The organism is Albirhodobacter sp. R86504, from assembly GCF_042466415.1.
Lineage (GTDB): Bacteria > Pseudomonadota > Alphaproteobacteria > Rhodobacterales > Rhodobacteraceae > Albirhodobacter.
The window spans coordinates 1348377-1362891 of record NZ_JAXHCH010000002.1; the positions used below are offsets into that span (position 1 = coordinate 1348377).

The window sequence follows — 14515 nt, forward strand, 5'->3', positions numbered from 1 at the left end:
TCCAAAGCCTGCGCGATACGGATCAGCGGGTCGTCAAGCGAACTCACGGCTTGACCTCCGGATCTTCATCCTCGTCCTCATCCACCCAAGTGCCATCCGCGCGCATCCGCGCCTCGCGGTTGATCTCGATACGGCGAACGATCTGGATCGACACCTCATAAAGCCCGTAAACCACAACGAAGAGAATTGCTTGCGAGATGACATCGGGCGGCGTGGCCAGAGCGGCGAGGACCAAGATGGCCACAACCGCATATTTGCGAACGCTGCCAAGACCACGCGCCGACACCAAGCCTGCCTTGCCCATCAAGGAGAGCAAAACCGGAAGCTGGAAGCACAGGCCGAACGCCATGATGAATTTGATTGTCAGGCCGAGGTATTCCTCCATCGAGCCTTGGAACAAAATGCCGACGCGCTGCAATTCCTGCCCCGCCTCAGTCGGGCTAGCGCCATTGGCGACGGGACCCTGTTGGAAGCTGAGGAAGAAGTTAAACGCAAGCGGCAAGATAACGTAATACGCAAAGGCCGCACCCGCGAGAAACATCAAGGGCGATGCGATCAGGAATGGCAAAAACGCCCCCTTCTCATTGCGGTAAAGGCCCGGCGCGACGAACCGCCAAAGCTGATAGGCAATGACGGGGAACGACAACGCGAAACCGCCGAGGAAGGATATATTGATCGCCGTGAAGAAGCCTTCTTGCATCTTGATGAGCGATAGCGCGCAATCTTGTCCGCGCGTCGCGAGAGCGTCACAGACAGGTTCAGTCAGGAAGAAGAAAGCCGGCTTCCAAAACGTATAGCAAAAGACCATCGCGATGATGAAGGCGATCGCCGAATAAATCAGCCGCTGTCGCAATTCGGTGAGATGTTCGATCAACGGCGCGGCGCTATCGTCCATATTTTCGGCGCTCATTCTTTATCCCCAGAGGTCTTGGCCGCTGCTTTGGCAGAGGCTTTCGCGGATGGTTTTGCGGCCGCTTTCGCGCCGCTCTTGGTCGCGGCTTTTCCGGTGGGCTTAGCGGATGACTTGGCCGAGGGCTTGATGGAGGCTTTGCCGGCCGCTTTCGGTGTGCTTGTCTCGGACGTCTTGGCCGCCTTGGGGGCCGCAGCTTTCACGGTGTCGGTCTTGGTCGCGGCGGCGGTCGGTTCGGGCGCGCTCGACGCAGCGTCCGCCGCATCCGCAGCGGCCTCATCCGCGATGGGTGGGGGCTTTGGCGCATCCGGATCAGGCTGAAGCGTGGGCGCCCCCGCTGGCGGCTTCAAACCTGACGGGAGTTTCGGCTCCCATTTCTCGAAATTGGAGGCAACCGTCTCGAGCTTGTCGAGACCCAAGGATTTCTTCGAGGTCAAATCCTTGAAATCTTTGGCAGCGTCCCGCATTCCGCTGGTATCGGCGGCGTCTTCCATGGCGCGCGAAAACTCCCGCGCCATCGACCGCGCCTTGGCGGTGATCCGCCCGAGCGAATGGAACATTCCGGGCAGATCCTTCGGACCCACCACGATCAGCGACACCACGCCAATCACCAAAAGCTCACTCCAACCGATGTCAAACATGGGGTTCCGTCCTCAGACGCGCATAGCGTCAACAGCCTGAAACGCGCCGCCGCGCGTCGATGGAAACAAAGAATTCAGGAAAACAAAGGGTCCGGTATCGCACCGGACCCGATACCGTCAGGCTTTGTCTTTTTCTGCTGCGGGGGTGACGTCTTGCGCTTTCGTTGCGCTGCCGTCTTCGATCTCGTCATTGGTCTCTTTCACGCCTTTTTTGAAAGCGGTGATTCCCTTGCCGACTTCCCCCATGAGAGACGAAATCTTGCCGCGCCCAAAGAGCACGAGTACCACGACGGCGATCAGAAGAAGGCCAGGAAGGCCGATATTGTTCAGCATTGTCCACTCCAGAAACGCGCATAGCCGCCCTGCGCGGGCCAGCGCTCTACATTCCGTCTAACAAGTAAGCGTGTCTGCGCCGCATTCAAAGCCCGATTCGACGAGATCACGGGAAATTTGCGCTAATTTCCCTCGGAAAACCGAGAAAACCACCGCTCGCCCCTATGGCGAGGCTTCCGATTGCACGGTAGTGTAGCGCCGCAAACTTCACGATACGCAGGGCGTCGCTTTGCGCGATCCCCCGCTTCTCCGAGTGACACAAAAGGCGACGACCCATGGATTTAGCAAGCTTCGTCACCGCTTTTGCGACGCTTTTCGTGATCGTTGATCCGATTGGTCTCGCGCCGATTTTCGTGGCGCTCACGCAGGGGATGAAGGCCCAAGAACGGCGCAGGATCGGTGTTCGGGCGGTTGTGATTTCCGCGATTGTCCTCTCGATCTTTACGATTTTCGGGGACGGCCTTTTGCGCGCCATCGGGATCTCGATGCCCGCGTTCCGCATCGCGGGCGGCGTTTTGTTATTCCTGACCGCGCTCGATATGCTATTCCAACGTCGCACCGAGCGCCGCGAGGAGCAAGGCGCGAACGCGGATCACCACGATGACCCTTCGGTCTTCCCGCTCGCGACGCCCCTGATCGCAGGACCGGGCGCAATCGCGACGATGATTCTGTTGAGCGACAAGGCAGAAGGCATCGCAGGGCAATTCGCGGTGCAAGGCGTGATGCTCCTCGTTCTCGCCTGCGTGCTGGCCCTGTTTTTCATGGCCAACGGAATTGAGCGCGCCTTGGGCAGAACCGGCACTTTGGTCGTGACACGGCTTTTGGGCATGTTGCTGGCCGCGCTCGCGATTCAGTTTGTGATCGACGGGTTGATGGGCACAGGGCTTTGGGGCGGTGCGGCCTGATCGCGCCGCGAGGGTGACAATCCGCCCCCGCGCCCCTATCTAAAACGCATATCGCCACAAGTGAGAGCGTTCCCGTGACCAATGACCAAATCCCGAGCCTGATTTACTTCGTCGTGCTTCTGATCGCATTGGGCGGCTATGTTGTCGTGGAAGTGGTGCGCTCGCCGGCCCGCGGCACGCGCAATCTTATCGCTTGGGGTCTGATTTTTCTCGCAGTCGCTGCTGGCGCCGCGCTTTGGGATCAGATGAAGGGCGGGATGCTCTCACCGCAGGCGAGTGTCGCGCAGGGCGGGCGGATCGAAATTCCGATGGCGCGCGACGGCCATTATTATGTGACGCCCGAACTAAACGGCGTTCCCGTGCGTTTCATGGTCGACACCGGCGCGAGCGACATCGTGATGAGCGCGCGCGACGCCGAGCGCATCGGGCTCGACCCGAGCGGCCTCGTCTACGTTGGCCGCGCGCAAACCGCGAATGGCACCGTCGCAATCGCGCCCGTCCGAATCGACCGGTTTGAACTGGGCGAGGATACCGCGCTCAACATTCGGGCCATGGTGAATGAGGGTGAGATGGGCGGATCGCTTTTGGGCATGGCGTATTTGCAGCGCTTTGCCAAAGTGTCTTTCGAGCAAGGGCGCTTAATTCTCGAACCTTAGCCCAACTGCGCAAGCGGTATCGCGCAGCCGTCCCGCGCCTGCGGACGGCAAAACAACCTAAGGTTGCCTTGATTGCGCCACATTTACTGACGAGACTTAAAACCTAGACCCTTGGATTCTCGGAAGGATGACCAGACCATGCCCAGCTTCGATATGCTCGCCCTCGCGGTTATCACCGTCGCAATCGTTGTCGAGGTCTATCATCGCAGTGGCGCAGCCAAGGCGGGGCAGCCCCTAACGCGTGTCGAGGCCAAAGCCATGGCCGAAGCCGGACGCCTTGCAGAGGAACGCGCATTGGGCGGCCTATCCGAGGGCGTCCACACCTCAGCACCGGCGCCGTTCACCGCCCCTGAAACCCCCATCGTGGCGCGAGAGGTCACCGCAAACACCTCGGACCGATCGGCGGCCTAAACACCACCCCCTCCCATTTCGGCGTTTTTTATATTGATCACGGATCGCTGATTTGCGGCGTTTAAAAGCGCGCGATACGCTGACTTCCATGATGATTGAAAAAGTCGATAAAAATAACATCTGCGCAGATAAAAACGTTTATATCCGCCCGCTCACAGGGTCCGGTCTCATCCGGCGCAGGTCGGCGCTCGGCGCATTGGCGCTCGCGCTTGGGGCGGTTGTGCTCAAACCCTTGCACGCGGCGGCAGCGCCTCTCGTCACGCCGCCTGTCATCACGCCCAAGCCCGGCGGCGCCTATCAGGTGATTATGGTGGAACAACGCGGATGTGCGGGCTGCGCCAGTTTCTTGCGGGAGGTCGGCCCGATTTACGCGCAAACCGCGCCAGAAATCCCTCTCATCCGCGTCGATATCCATCAAGGCAACTGGCCGGAGGGAATTGTAATCGGCGCGCGCCCCAATGCCACACCGACATTCCTTGTCCTGCGAGACGGCATTGAAACAAGACGGATTTTCGGATTTTCTGGCAAAAAGAGATTTTGGCAGGCGCTTCAAGACGCCGTTACGCAAGAGGCATAGGCCTATGGACGATCACGATCCACCGATGACCGACCCTGACACGCCGCACGTTTCGGCCTGCTCGCTCAAACCCGAGAAGCTTTTTCCCAAAAGCGATGTCGCCGAGGGGGCGGCCTTGTTGAAGGCAATGGCGCATAACGGCCGGCTGATGATTTTATGCCAATTGTCGGAGGGCGAAAAATCGGTCTCGGAACTTGAGCGCCTGGTTGCCTTGCGCCAAGCGGCCGTCAGCCAGCAACTCGCCCGTCTACGGCGCGATGGGCTGGTGGCCACGCGCCGCGAAGGCAAGGTGATCTTCTACGCAATTGAAGATCCGCGAACCAAACGCCTTCTCGAAACTTTATGCGAAATTTTCAGCGGCCGCGAAGACGGCGCTCACTAACTCCCGCGCTTGCGGCGACCACATGGCGCGTGAATGTGACACGCGCCCCCTCTGCGCGCGCAACGCCCCCTTTTCTGCTGAGGCGCAATCGGCTAAACCCTGCGCAATCATTAGATGAGGTTTCCTATGCACGACATCCGCGCCATCCGCGAAAACCCCGCCCTGCTTGACGCCGCGCTCGCACGCCGCTCAGCTGCGCCGATGTCGGCCACCGTGCTGGCACTGGACGAGGCGCGCCGCGCCCTGATCCATGCGGCCGAAACGGCCCAAGCAGAGCAAAACGCCGCCTCCAAACTGGTCGGCGCCGCAAAAGCCTCCGGCGACGACGCCGAGTTTGAGCACCTGCGCGCTTTGGTGGCCGAGAAGAAAGCCGCGATCGCGTCTATGAAAGCCGAAGCGGACGCGAAGGATGCGGAGCTTCAAGACTTGCTCATGACGTTGCCCAACATCCCCGCGTCTGATGTTCCCGACGGCACGGATGAGGCCCACAATGTCGAGATCAAAACTTGGGGGCAGCCGCGTGAGCTGGCCTTCGCGCCCAAAGAGCATTACGAAATTCCCGCCGTGAAAAGCGGAATGGATTTCGAGACGGCTGCGAAACTTTCGGGCGCGCGCTTTGTCGTGCTGTCGGGCGCGGTCGCGCGCGTTCAACGCGCCTTGGCGCAATTCATGCTCGATACGCATATCGACAAACACGACCTAACCGAAATGTGGACTCCCGTTCTGGTCAAAACCGATATGATGGTCGGCACGGGCCAATTGCCGAAATTCGGTGAGGACAGCTATCAAACCACGAACGGCTGGTGGCTTGTTCCCACGGCAGAAGTGCCGCTGACCAACACCGTTAACGGGGAGACGTTGGACGAAAGCGCCCTGCCCAAGCGGATGGTCGCCCATACCCAATGCTTCCGCTCGGAGGCAGGCTCGGCGGGGCGCGATACCGCCGGAATGCTGCGCCAGCATCAATTCGAGAAGGTGGAGATGGTATCCATCACCCATCCCGACACCTCGGAGGCGGAACATAACCGGATGACCGCCTGCGCCGAAGCCATTTTGGAAGGTCTCGGCCTGCCTTATCGCACGATCGTTTTGTGCGCGGGCGATATGGGCTTTGGCGCGATCAAAACCCACGATCTGGAAGTTTGGCTGCCCGGCCAAGGCACCTACCGCGAAATTTCATCCGTATCCAATTGCGGGGACTTCCAAGCGCGCCGCATGAATGCTCGTTTCAAACCGGCCGGCGGCGGCAAACCAGAATTCGTTCACACGCTGAACGGGTCGGGCCTCGCCGTCGGGCGTTGCTTGATCGCAGTGCTCGAAAACGGTCAGGAAGAAGACGGATCGGTCACGCTGCCATCCGCGCTGCACCCGTATCTGGGCGGCAAGACCCGCCTCACCGCAGAAGGCAAGCTCGCTTAAATAAGACGGTCGGCGCGCGCCAGCCGGTGCGCGCCGTTCCGGTTTTTTGGCTCACGTCCGATGACAGCGGCAGAAAATGGCCCATATACCGGTATCGGCAAGGTCCAGATCCTTGAACTTCGATGCGTTTACGTCACCGACGCCCCAGCAAAAAAATAATTAATTTGAATTTTGAGGGAACCATCGGCCGACACAAGCGTTAGTCACAGGGTATTTTTTCCCATCATCATGCGCGGCCCAGATCCCATTCAGAAATCTTGCTGACGCAATAGACCGAGACTTGAAGAGACAGGCACTGATAATGACCAAAACCACCGACGCGAAACACGCGCCACGCACCGGCCAGAACCTGCGGGCGTGGGGTCTCTTGCTCGTCACGTCCCTGTTCGTAATTGCGCCAATTTTTGCCACGTCCTTCCGCGGCTATGCGCAGGAAGATTTTCCCAACTCGATCGTTGATCTCCCCGGTCAGCCCGCTGGATGGGCCTTCTCAATCTGGAGCGTGATCTACGTTGGCCTCATCGTGTCGGCCATTTACGGCGTATTCAAAGCAGCCAATGATGACGCGTGGGACCGCATTCGTGTGCCGATGATCCTGTCGGTCGGGTTGGGGGTGACGTGGCTCGAAGTGGCGCAATCCGCGCCCGTTTGGGCCACGGTGCAGATTTTCGCGATGGCGGGCACGGCGATTTGGGCTGTGCTGCGATTGCCAATCGAGCGCCGCGCCCTTCTCGATGAGCCGATCGGCCTCTACGCTGGATGGGTGACGGCGGCGGCGGGCGTCTCGCTTTGCGTCGTTCTTACAGGATACGGGGTCATGAAGCCTGATGCGGCGGCGATCTTCTGCCTTCTGTTGATCTGCGTTGTCGCGGTCGTGGTCATCTCCTTCAGCCACACGCCGCGTGGATATCCGCTGGCGGTGTCTTGGGCATTCTTCGGCGTGTTGATGGCCAATATTGACAACGGGATGATGATCCCGAGCCTCGCAGGTTTGGCCATTTCCGCGATTGCGCTTGTGGCTCTGACGGGGCGCAACGCGCGATAAGGCCCTCGCCCGCACATTTGCTGCGCGCTCAAAAACCTTTCAAACCTGAAAATCCTTGTCTCGCCTCTTGCAGGCGAGGCGCTAAAGGGCCACTTTCTGCCGCGACATACTCCGCAATGACGCTTTGAGGCGCGGCGAGGCCGGCCTTATCTCTTTTTGATCAGTTTGCCTTTGGTGCGCTCCGCGCCACTTTATGTGCTCGATATTGATATTTTCGCCGTGAGCGTGCCGGACATCCCGCGCGCAATATTGAGGCCCCATGACTCACTCCACCGCACAGGCCCCCGACCCCGTATCGCGCCACGCCGCCCCGCCACATGAGACGCCCGCACATCCCAACCGCTGGGCCGCGCTTGCAGTTTTGCTGATCGCGAATTTTATGAACCTGCTGGACGTGACCATCGTCAATGTGGCGCTCCCGTCGATTGAGGCGGACCTTGGCGCCACGCCTGAGGCGCTGGAATGGGTCGCGGCGGCTTATGTGTTGACCTTCGCGGCGGGTCTTTTGCCCTGCGGCCGCTTTGGCGATATTTTCGGGCGCCGCAAATTGTTTTTGATCGGTTTGACGATGTTCACCGTCACGTCCGCGGTCTGCGGTTTCGCCCCTACGATCGGCACATTGATTGCGGCACGCCTTGCCCAAGGGATCGGCGCGGCGATGATGGTCCCCCAAGTGATGGCCATCGTCCACGTCATCTTTCCCGCAGCCGAAAAAGGCCGCGTTTTCGGGATCTTCGGCACTGTGGCAAGCTTGGGGTCCGTCGCTGGCCCGATTATCGGCGGCGCGCTGATTTCGGCCGATATCGCGGGGCTGTCGTGGCGGCCGATTTTTCTGATCAATTTGCCCCTTGGCCTGCTCGCGCTGATCGGCACGCTGCGCTCTGTGCCTGATCTGCCGCGTTCGGACCGGATGCGGGTGGATTGGGCAGGGATGGCCTTGTTTACTCTCGCAATTATTCTGCTCGTGTTGCCGCTCATTGAAGGGCGCGCCTTGGGGTGGCCTTGGTGGATCAGCGCGTTGATGATGGTGAGCATTCCCGCAGCCTACGCGTTTTGGCGTGTGGAACGCCACCGCGAGGCAGCGGGCCTGACCGAGCTCCTGCCCTCGCGATTGATGGCGAATGGTCGTTTCATGTTGGGGCTGGCGACGGTTACCTTGTTCTTCGCTGGCATTCCCGGGCTGTTTTTCATCCTCGCCGTCTTCTTCCAATCGGGTTTCGATCTGACTCCCCTGCAATCAGGCCTGACGACGGCCCCCTTCCCGATCGGCATTTTACTGGCGTCGCGCCTCACCTCGCGCTTTGGCGAAAGGTATCTCAGCGCGCGGCTCTCGATCGGGGCGTTATTCGTTGCGTGTGGGATGGGGCTTTTGCAATGGGCGATCCGCGGCACAGGCGCGACACTTGAGACAACGGATTTCATAGCGCCGCTCGCCATCGCAGGGTTCGGGATGGGCAATGCGATTTCGGCAATGTTTCAATCGGTACTGCTCAATGTGCCGCCGCGCGATGCGGGCTCTGGCGCGGGCGCGATGCAGGCCTTTCAGCAAGTTGGTGCGGCACTTGGGATCGCCCTCATCGGGCAGATTTTCTTTGGCAGCCTCGCGACGGCGCAGGGTAACGATCTGGGCACCGCGGAGACGTTCAAACATGCGGCCGCAATGGCAGCGTTGTTCCCCATGGGTGCGTTCACAATAATCGCGCTCGTTCATGGTGTGAGGGCGCTCCAAAAACCGCCCCGCCACGGAACACCGCCAAGCGCTGCATCGCCTTCGGTGCCAGCACCCCTCGCGGAGTAAAGGCGGGCCTGAAAAGCCCGCCGATAAGATCGTGGCCCAAGGTCCGCGTTAAAGATCGACCAAAGCGCCCCGCGCCATAATCACCTTCGACGCAACGGCGTGACCGTTCAAAATCGCCTCCCCGACAGGTTGTCCCGCCAACCGCGCCGCAAGGAAACCTGCGTTGAAGCTATCGCCCGCGGCTGTCGTGTCGACGGGCGCGTCGAGCTTGGGCAGGCTGTGCCGCGTGATCTCGTCCCCCACCCGCGCCAGCACCTCGTCACCGCCGTTTTTGACAATTACCTCGGCGGCGGTATAGCGCATCGCCGTCGCCTCGGGATCTGCATCCCCGAAATAGGCCGCCTCGTCATCATAAGACGGCAAGACCAGATCCGCGACCGCCGCCGCCGCGGAAATCGCATCGCGCATTTCGTCCAGCGATGCCCAAAGACGTGGTCGCAAATTGGTATCGAAAATCACCCGCCCCTTGAACGCTTTCAGCGCCTCCAAAAACTTGACGCGGTCGTCGGGCGACAAGATGGCCAGCGTAATTCCCGAAAAATACGCAACATCCGCCTCGCTCAAGGCCGCGCGCAGGGCAATCTCGTCGCTCGCCAGAAGCTTGGCCGCTGCTTGCCCGCGCCAATAGGCAAAGCTCCGCTCGCCGTCTTTCAACTCGATCAGATAGAGCCCCACCGTGCGATCGGGGCGGCGCAAAATACTCTGCGTGCCGATACCCGCATTTTGCAGGAAATTCGCCATCCGGTCGGATACGGCATCCGTGCCGATGGCCGTGAAATAGCCGATTTCGAAGGGAGAAATCCGTGCCAGATACCAAGCCGTATTCATTGTATCGCCCGCAAATCCCATCGAGAATTGCGCATCGACTCCGGTAGGTGCCATCTCCACCATACATTCACCGATTGCCAGAACCCGCATCAAACTTCCTCCTCGAAAAGTGTTATATGAGCCGCGCGGATACGGTCTATCTGCCCCAATATCCGCGCCATATGTGTCTGCATCGCCTCAGAGGCCTGATCGGGCTCCTGCGCGGCGATCGCGTTAAAAATCTGCACATGGTCGTCCCATGCTTCACGCAGCGCAAATTCAAGCGACAAGATCCGCACGCGGTCCATATGCCCCTTATTTTCGTAGATCAGCTCCCACGCGAACTCCAAACCCGAGCGCACGCAAATCTCGCGGTGGAACAAGTCATCGAGTTGGTGGAATTTCGTCTTATCCGCCTCAATGATCGCCGCGTCCTGCGCATCGATCAATGCTTTCAGGGCGCGCAGGTCATCTTGCTTGAATTTAAGCGCCGCAATCCGCGCCGTCTCCTTTTCCAAGGCCGATCGGATGAACCGCGCTTGAAAAACCGCGCGCGGCGAGATCAGGGAGACGGTCGTCGCGCGTTGCGGCCGGATCAACAAAAACCCCATTTTGGACAAACGATAAAACGCGTCGCGCACGGGTTGGCGCGAGACCCCCATCGCCTTGGCGACGTCGATCTCCGACATCTTCGTGCCCGGCAAAAGTTCAAGCGTCAGCACCTGACGGTAAATCTCCGTGAAGATCTGGTCCGTCACCGTTGGTCGCGGCTGCTGATCAATCAAAGGCAGCTGCGATAGCTCGCTCATCATCCTGTCCATCGGCCCTCTTTACACGCGCCCCGCGCCGCAACATCCGCATCGCCGATCTGCGGGCGCGAGCGCGTTGACACGGTTTTTCAACTGGCATATTAGATTATCAGTAGGCCGTTCGTCCAGACATCTTCGTATCGGGGCGTGGGCGAAATTCGGTGAGGTCTGGGGAGCCTCAAGCGCATCATGTCGGTTTGATCGATCTTGCGCGAACACACCGACATAGAGTTAACTGCGAGAGCTTCGGGGGGGAGAGACGCGCAGATGCAGGTCCAATCGACCAACCGTCCAGTCCTGCTCCGCCCCGATCGTCGGGCGGGTGCGGTCGTATCCTTCTCTCTTCACCAACCCGTTGCGCCCCTGTGCACGCGGCCCCTCTGTCGCGCACTCCCCCGCGCGACAGCGGCGCAATCCCTTAACCAACCGAGGTTCCCATGACTTTTCCAATCGTTGAAACCGCCGATGGCATTACCCGTCAGGTGCTTTCGCATGTGCCCGAGATGATGACGGTTGTCTTCACCTTCGAGACAGGCCGGATTGGCGCGTTGCATTCGCATCCGCATGTGCAATCAACCTATGTCAAATCAGGGCGTTTCCGCTTCACGATCGGCGATGACACGGTCGAGGTCGGGCCCGGCGAGAGCTTGGTGATGCCATCTAATGTCATCCATGGATGTACCTGCCTTGAAGCGGGCGAGCTGATTGACGGCTTCACCCCGCGCCGCGACGATTTTTTGTAAACCTACCGTTTTGTTCGATCACGCCCCGTTTGGCGCCATGTCTTCCTAAAATACGTTAAGGAGAGTGCGTTTTGCTCAACGTCATTACCCGTCACGCTGTTCATCAAGATCATGCCAAAACCATGGATACCGACGCTCTACGCGCGAATTTCATGACCGAGGGCCTGTTCGAGGACGGCAAAATCAATCTGATCTACACCCATTACGACCGTCTTATTGTCGGGGGCGCGGTGCCTGCGGGCGAACCTTTGACGCTGGATTATGTGGCCGAATGCGGCACCAAAACGGTTTTGGAACGCCGCGAGATGGGCATCGTCAATCTCGGCGGCAGCGGTCGCATTACGGCCGGGGGCGACGCCTGGACGATGGAGCGCGGCGATGTGCTTTATCTGGGCATGGGCGCGGGGCCGATCACCATGAACGGATTGGGGCGCTTTTATATCGTGAGTGCGCCCGCGCATAAGCCCTATCCCAACCGGTTGATCCGCCCGCAAGACAGTAAAGAAGTGCGTTTGGGCGATGCGACGACCTCTAACAAGCGTGTCATCAACCAATTTATCCACCCGCTCGTGATGGAAAGCTGCCAGTTGGTGTTGGGCTATACCACGCTGCTGGAGGGATCGGTTTGGAACACGATGCCGACACATACGCATGACCGGCGGATGGAGGCTTATCTTTACTATAACATGGACCCCGCCGCGCGCGTTGTGCACCTCATGGGAGAGCCGCAACAGACGCGACACTTGATGATCGGCAATGAGCAGGGCGCGATTTCGCCCCCTTGGTCCATCCATGCGGGCGCGGGCACGGGGAGCTATAGCTTCGTGTGGGCGATGGCGGGCGACAACACCGATTTCACCGATATGGATTTTCAGGAAACGGCTGATTTAAAATGACCTATGTCGAAACGAACTTCTCGCTCCGCGGCCAGAGAGCTTTGGTGACGGGGGCGAATACGGGCATCGGGCAGGCGATCGCCGTTGCCTTGGCGGCGGCCGGCGCGCGTGTCACCTGCGCAGGGCGGCGCCGGTGCGACGAAACCGTCGCCGCGATTGACGCGGCAGGGGGGCACGGTGAGAGCCTGCTGTTGGATTTCAGCGACCCGTTGGCCGCACGCGACGTATTCGCGGATGCCGACTATTCCATTTTAGTGAATAACGCAGGCATCATCCGCCGTGATGAGAGCCTCGATTTCACCGAGGAGGATTGGGATGCGGTGATGGACACCAATCTCAAGGCGCTCTTCTTCACCTGTCAGGCTTTCGCCAAAGCGCGCCTGACAGCGGCCACGATGCCTGAAGATCGCCCATCCCATCGCGGCTCAATCATCAACATCGCCTCGCTTTTATCCTTCCAAGGCGGCATACGCGTTCCCTCCTACACCGCGTCAAAACACGGCGTCGCGGGGATTACCAAATTGCTCGCAAACGAGTGGGCCGCGAGGGGTCTCAACGTCAACGCCATCGCGCCCGGCTATATCGCGACGAACAATACCGAAGCCCTGCGCGCCGATCCTGTCCGGAATACAGCGATCCTGGATCGCATCCCCGCAGGGCGTTGGGGCGAGGCTTCCGATATTGCGGGCACGGCCGTGTTCCTTGCCTCGCCCGCCGCGCGCTACATCCACGGAGCAATTCTCAATGTTGACGGAGGCTGGCTTGCCCGCTGAAACCACGACCCTTCCCCGCCTCACCCGCGCAACGCCAGCCCCCGCCGTTCGGCAAGTCCATTTGGGCCTCGGCGCGTTCTTCCGCGCTCATGGCGCAATCTGGACACAGGAGGCAGATCCCGATTGGGGTATTATCGGCGTGTCCTTGATGTCTCCCACCATGCGCGACGCCCTCTCGCCCCAAGGCGGATGTTACAGCGCATTGGAACTTGGCGCGCGCGGCGAGACACTGCGCGAGATCTCCATCATCACCGATGTTCTCAATGCCCGCGCAAATCCTGAGGCGGTCTTGGTGGCCATGGCGCAGGAAAGTGTCGAGATTGTCTCCCTGACCGTGACGGAAAAGGGCTATTGCCATGATCCCTCAACGCGGGCGCTGAACCTCAATCACCCCGACATCGCGCATGATATCGCCAATCCGCAACCGCGCTCTGCAATCGGCTATCTGGTGCGCGGCTATCAACGCCGGATGCAAGCGGGCCTGCCCGCCTTCACCGCGATGAGCTGCGATAACCTGCCCGAAAACGGTCAGGTTCTGGAGGGCGTCACGTTGGCGCTGGCAAAGCTGATTGATCCGGCGCTGGCCGATTGGATCGCGCAAAATGCGGCTTTCCCCTCGACCATGGTTGACCGCATCGTGCCCGCAACGAAACCAGAAGATATTGCCCGTGTGGCGGCGACCTTGGGTCGATATGATGCCGCGCCAGTGATCCACGAGCCATTCCGGCAATGGGTCATTGAGGATCACTTCTGCGGGCAGCGGCCAGACTATGCCGCCGTTGGCATCCAGATTGTGAAAGACGTGAAAGCCTACGAGCACATGAAGCTCCGGATGCTCAACGGCACGCATAGCGCCCTCGCTTACTTGGGCTATCTCGCGGGGCATGAAACGATTTCCGCGACCGTGGCCGATCCTATTTTTGCGCGGTTCGTGAAAGGGCTGTGGGCCGATGAAATCATCCCCGTCTTGCAAGCGCCCGAGGGCACCAGCCTGCCCGACTACGCCGATGCCTTGTTTGAGCGGTACTCCAACCCCGCAATTGCGCATCGCACATGGCAAATCGCCATGGACGGCAGCCAGAAGCTTCCGCAGCGCATTTTGAGCACGCTTGCAGAAGCAACATCGCCCTGCCCGCGCCTGACGCTCACGGTCGCGGCGTGGATCCGCTATGTCGGCGGGGTTGACGAGGCGGGCGCGCCGATTGATGTGCGAGACCCGATGGCGGAACGTCTGCGCACGATTTTGGACGCGGCGCAAACGCCCGAGGATAAGGTCGGGGCGATCCTCCGTGTGCGCGAGATTTTCTCACAGGAGATGGCGCAAGCCCTCACGGGCCCTGTGACCCGCGCCTATAGCGAGCTGCTCGCGCGGGGCGCGCGCGCCGCAATGGCGGAGATCGCAGGGTAAAG

17 protein-coding genes are annotated in these 14515 nt (G+C 60.0%); 12 read left to right on the plus strand and 5 right to left on the minus strand.

The window, feature by feature from the left end; translation table 11 throughout:
• Positions 1-43: 43 nt before the first annotated feature.
• The 3 genes from tatC to tatA form a co-directional block, all read right to left on the minus strand.
• Positions 44-910 carry a twin-arginine translocase subunit TatC gene (gene tatC, locus SJY32_RS08515; RefSeq protein ID WP_376873843.1) on the minus strand — a complete coding sequence of 289 codons (867 nt, stop codon included), beginning with the start codon at positions 908-910 and terminating at the stop codon, positions 44-46.
• Entirely contained in the window at positions 907-1551 is a 645-nt protein-coding gene (gene tatB / locus SJY32_RS08520; RefSeq protein WP_376873845.1) for a Sec-independent protein translocase protein TatB, read from the minus strand. The genes tatC and tatB overlap by 4 nt, the downstream gene beginning before the upstream one ends.
• Before the next feature lie 117 nt (positions 1552-1668).
• Positions 1669-1884: a twin-arginine translocase TatA/TatE family subunit gene (gene tatA, locus SJY32_RS08525; RefSeq protein WP_376873847.1), complete on the minus strand. Its 216-nt coding sequence runs from the start codon at positions 1882-1884 to the stop codon at positions 1669-1671.
• A gap of 275 nt (positions 1885-2159) precedes the next feature.
• Here tatA and SJY32_RS08530 point away from each other — a divergent pair, with 275 nt between their 5' ends.
• The 8 genes from SJY32_RS08530 to SJY32_RS08565 all read left to right on the plus strand — a co-directional run bounded on the left by SJY32_RS08530 (position 2160) and on the right by SJY32_RS08565 (position 9077).
• Complete coding sequence (locus SJY32_RS08530; RefSeq protein WP_376873849.1) at positions 2160-2789, plus strand: MarC family protein; 630 nt, start codon at positions 2160-2162, stop codon at positions 2787-2789.
• Positions 2790-2863: 74 nt separating this feature from the next.
• Positions 2864-3445: a TIGR02281 family clan AA aspartic protease gene (locus tag SJY32_RS08535; protein WP_376873851.1), complete on the plus strand. Its 582-nt coding sequence runs from the start codon at positions 2864-2866 to the stop codon at positions 3443-3445.
• A 138-nt stretch (positions 3446-3583) separates the two neighbouring features.
• A complete protein-coding gene (locus SJY32_RS08540; RefSeq protein WP_376873853.1) occupies positions 3584-3856 on the plus strand; it encodes a hypothetical protein in 273 nt (90 codons plus the stop codon).
• Between the two features lie 52 nt (positions 3857-3908).
• Positions 3909-4433: a hypothetical protein gene (locus SJY32_RS08545; RefSeq protein ID WP_376873855.1), complete on the plus strand. Its 525-nt coding sequence runs from the start codon at positions 3909-3911 to the stop codon at positions 4431-4433.
• Positions 4434-4437: 4 nt separating this feature from the next.
• Positions 4438-4815, plus strand: a complete 378-nt coding sequence (locus tag SJY32_RS08550) for an ArsR/SmtB family transcription factor (RefSeq protein WP_376873857.1) — start codon at positions 4438-4440, stop codon at positions 4813-4815.
• Between the two features lie 126 nt (positions 4816-4941).
• Positions 4942-6234 (plus strand): serine--tRNA ligase, encoded by a 1293-nt coding sequence (serS, locus tag SJY32_RS08555; protein WP_376873859.1) that lies wholly within the window; start codon positions 4942-4944, stop codon positions 6232-6234.
• A 301-nt stretch (positions 6235-6535) separates the two neighbouring features.
• The gene (locus SJY32_RS08560; protein ID WP_376873861.1) at positions 6536-7279 is read left to right on the plus strand and encodes a TspO/MBR family protein; all 744 of its coding nucleotides are present in this window, start codon (positions 6536-6538) and stop codon (positions 7277-7279) included.
• 259 nt (positions 7280-7538) lie between these two features.
• Positions 7539-9077 (plus strand): MFS transporter, encoded by a 1539-nt coding sequence (locus tag SJY32_RS08565; protein WP_376873863.1) that lies wholly within the window; start codon positions 7539-7541, stop codon positions 9075-9077.
• A 48-nt stretch (positions 9078-9125) separates the two neighbouring features.
• On the opposite strand, the gene SJY32_RS08570 is transcribed toward SJY32_RS08565, so the two are convergent.
• Both SJY32_RS08570 and SJY32_RS08575 read right to left on the minus strand, forming a co-directional pair.
• Positions 9126-9995: a sugar kinase gene (locus SJY32_RS08570; RefSeq protein WP_376873865.1), complete on the minus strand. Its 870-nt coding sequence runs from the start codon at positions 9993-9995 to the stop codon at positions 9126-9128.
• A complete protein-coding gene (locus SJY32_RS08575; RefSeq protein ID WP_376873867.1) occupies positions 9995-10693 on the minus strand; it encodes a GntR family transcriptional regulator in 699 nt (232 codons plus the stop codon). The genes SJY32_RS08570 and SJY32_RS08575 overlap by 1 nt, the downstream gene beginning before the upstream one ends.
• A gap of 437 nt (positions 10694-11130) precedes the next feature.
• Between SJY32_RS08575 and SJY32_RS08580 the strand changes: the two genes are divergently transcribed.
• The 4 genes from SJY32_RS08580 to SJY32_RS08595 all read left to right on the plus strand — a co-directional run bounded on the left by SJY32_RS08580 (position 11131) and on the right by SJY32_RS08595 (position 14513).
• Positions 11131-11436, plus strand: a complete 306-nt coding sequence (locus tag SJY32_RS08580) for a cupin domain-containing protein (RefSeq protein ID WP_376873869.1) — start codon at positions 11131-11133, stop codon at positions 11434-11436.
• A 71-nt stretch (positions 11437-11507) separates the two neighbouring features.
• Positions 11508-12332, plus strand: coding sequence for a 5-dehydro-4-deoxy-D-glucuronate isomerase (gene kduI, locus SJY32_RS08585; RefSeq protein WP_376873871.1), 825 nt, complete (start codon positions 11508-11510; stop codon positions 12330-12332).
• Positions 12329-13105 carry a 2-dehydro-3-deoxy-D-gluconate 5-dehydrogenase KduD gene (kduD, locus tag SJY32_RS08590; RefSeq protein ID WP_376873873.1) on the plus strand — a complete coding sequence of 259 codons (777 nt, stop codon included), beginning with the start codon at positions 12329-12331 and terminating at the stop codon, positions 13103-13105. The genes kduI and kduD overlap by 4 nt, the downstream gene beginning before the upstream one ends.
• The gene (locus tag SJY32_RS08595) at positions 13077-14513 is read left to right on the plus strand and encodes a mannitol dehydrogenase family protein (RefSeq protein WP_376873875.1); all 1437 of its coding nucleotides are present in this window, start codon (positions 13077-13079) and stop codon (positions 14511-14513) included. The genes kduD and SJY32_RS08595 overlap by 29 nt, the downstream gene beginning before the upstream one ends.
• Positions 14514-14515: the final 2 nt, after the last annotated feature.

Bases quoted from the DNA above. Each gene is read 5' to 3' on its own strand.
- SJY32_RS08530 (WP_376873849.1), top strand. From the start codon at position 2,160: ATGGATTTAGCAAGCTTCGTCACCGCTTTTGCGACGCTTTTCGTGATC.
- tatA (WP_376873847.1), bottom strand. From the start codon at position 1,884: ATGCTGAACAATATCGGCCTTCCTGGCCTTCTTCTGATCGCCGTCGTG.
- SJY32_RS08560 (WP_376873861.1), top strand. From the start codon at position 6,536: ATGACCAAAACCACCGACGCGAAACACGCGCCACGCACCGGCCAGAAC.
- tatC (WP_376873843.1), bottom strand. From the start codon at position 910: ATGAGCGCCGAAAATATGGACGATAGCGCCGCGCCGTTGATCGAACAT.
- tatB (WP_376873845.1), bottom strand. From the start codon at position 1,551: ATGTTTGACATCGGTTGGAGTGAGCTTTTGGTGATTGGCGTGGTGTCG.
- SJY32_RS08580 (WP_376873869.1), top strand. From the start codon at position 11,131: ATGACTTTTCCAATCGTTGAAACCGCCGATGGCATTACCCGTCAGGTG.
- SJY32_RS08550 (WP_376873857.1), top strand. From the start codon at position 4,438: ATGGACGATCACGATCCACCGATGACCGACCCTGACACGCCGCACGTT.
- SJY32_RS08595 (WP_376873875.1), top strand. From the start codon at position 13,077: ATGTTGACGGAGGCTGGCTTGCCCGCTGAAACCACGACCCTTCCCCGC.
- serS (WP_376873859.1), top strand. From the start codon at position 4,942: ATGCACGACATCCGCGCCATCCGCGAAAACCCCGCCCTGCTTGACGCC.
- SJY32_RS08565 (WP_376873863.1), top strand. From the start codon at position 7,539: ATGACTCACTCCACCGCACAGGCCCCCGACCCCGTATCGCGCCACGCC.
- SJY32_RS08570 (WP_376873865.1), bottom strand. From the start codon at position 9,995: ATGCGGGTTCTGGCAATCGGTGAATGTATGGTGGAGATGGCACCTACC.
- SJY32_RS08540 (WP_376873853.1), top strand. From the start codon at position 3,584: ATGCCCAGCTTCGATATGCTCGCCCTCGCGGTTATCACCGTCGCAATC.
- SJY32_RS08575 (WP_376873867.1), bottom strand. From the start codon at position 10,693: ATGAGCGAGCTATCGCAGCTGCCTTTGATTGATCAGCAGCCGCGACCA.
- kduD (WP_376873873.1), top strand. From the start codon at position 12,329: ATGACCTATGTCGAAACGAACTTCTCGCTCCGCGGCCAGAGAGCTTTG.